This window comes from Arthrobacter sp. SO3 (assembly GCF_020532825.1).
Lineage (GTDB): Bacteria > Actinomycetota > Actinomycetes > Actinomycetales > Micrococcaceae > Arthrobacter.
In genome coordinates, this window is the sequence record NZ_MQTS01000238.1 from 69,933 (window position 1) to 71,321 (window position 1,389).

Annotated in this window: 2 protein-coding genes; both read left to right on the forward strand. The window is 65.2% G+C overall.

The window, feature by feature from the left end:
- Nucleotides 1–288 precede the first annotated feature (288 nt).
- Nucleotides 289–861 carry a class I SAM-dependent methyltransferase gene (locus BJQ90_RS20375; protein ID WP_226762003.1) on the forward strand — a complete coding sequence of 191 codons (573 nt, stop codon included), beginning with the start codon at nucleotides 289–291 and terminating at the stop codon, nucleotides 859–861.
- Between the two features lie 169 nt (nucleotides 862–1,030).
- On the forward strand, nucleotides 1,031–1,389 hold a 359-nt coding region (locus BJQ90_RS20380), incomplete at its 3' end, for a hypothetical protein (RefSeq protein ID WP_226762004.1).

The following is a 1,389-nucleotide window of genomic DNA, read 5'->3' on the forward strand; positions in this document are numbered from 1 at the left end:
CCAGGAGGGTTCGTGCTCCGAATCCGGCTGCCGTTTTGGCGCCCACGATTCCGGCGGTTCCCCCGCCGACGACCAGGAGGTCAATGATCGGGTTCTCGACTGCCATGATGGACTCCTTGTCAGTGATGTTGAACGCCGGACAAATGCCCCCGGCGGTGCGGTCTTCGGCGGCGGTGCCGCTGGGCCGGGTCGAACCAGAAGGAGCCCGCCATCGGCGATAAATACACGCAGTTTGCCCCGTTTTATGATCTGCTCTCGGGCGAATACCCTGTCTATCATGCAGGACGGGTGCTCGGCATCGATGCCCTGGCTCCCACAACGGGCCAGCAGGTGCTGGACATCGGCTGCGGAACCGGATTGAATTTTTCGCTGCTGCAACAGCGCGTTGGTACCTCCGGGACAATCGTCGGGATCGACCGCAGCGCCGAAATGCTCCACCAGGCGCGGCGCCGCGCCCGGGCCCGCGGCTGGGATAACGTCATCCTGCTCCAGGCGGACATGGTGCTGCTGGATCCCGGGACCATCGCTGCCCGCATCGAAGCCAGCGGTGGAGCCGCGGTTTCGGATGCTGCCCTGGCCACGTACTCGCTGTCCCTGATGGGGGACTGGCAGCAGGCCTGGACGAACATAACCGGGCTGCTGGCCACAGACGCGCGTGTCGGGGTCGTGGACCTGCAGGACCCGGTGGGCTGGGCCCGATGGCTCACTCCGCTGGCACGGCTGGCCTGCGCGGTCGGAGGATCCGATATCACCGCAGCGCCCTGGCAGGCCGTGGAGGAACGGTGCGTCGATCTCGTGTCCGCCTCGGCCAGGGGCGGACACCTGCAGATCCGGGCCGGGAAGACGACGCACGAGGGATAACACAATGGATAGACGGGTCCGCTGCCGCGGCCACGTCCCGGCTCTGCTGGAGGCTGTGCACCGCTGCCGGTAGTTGTTTTTGCTGTGTAGTGCAGATTACTGAACGGCGATCCGGACCGGCCATACCTTGAAGACGTCAGCAAAACCCCGTCCATGGAAGGTCGCCGTCATGGCTTCTGCATCAGCTCTTTCCCGTCCCGCGTCGGGCACCGGCGTGGGACGGCGCGTCCTCGCCGGGGTCTCCGGGGGCATCGCCGGCGGTATCGTGTTTGGAATTCTCATGGCGATGATGGGCATGCTTCCCGTCATTGCTTCCATGGTCGGCTCCAACTCGGCGGTGGTCGGGTTCGGTGTTCACCTGATGATTTCGGTGGCTATCGGGCTGGGACTGACGGTGCTGTTCGGCAACCGGTTCCTGACCGGGTATGGCCGAGGTGCCCTCGTCGGGCTCGGCTACGGTGCCATCTGGTGGGTTCTTGGTCCGCTGATGATCATGCCGGTCATGATGGGCATGCCCGTGTTCGCCAT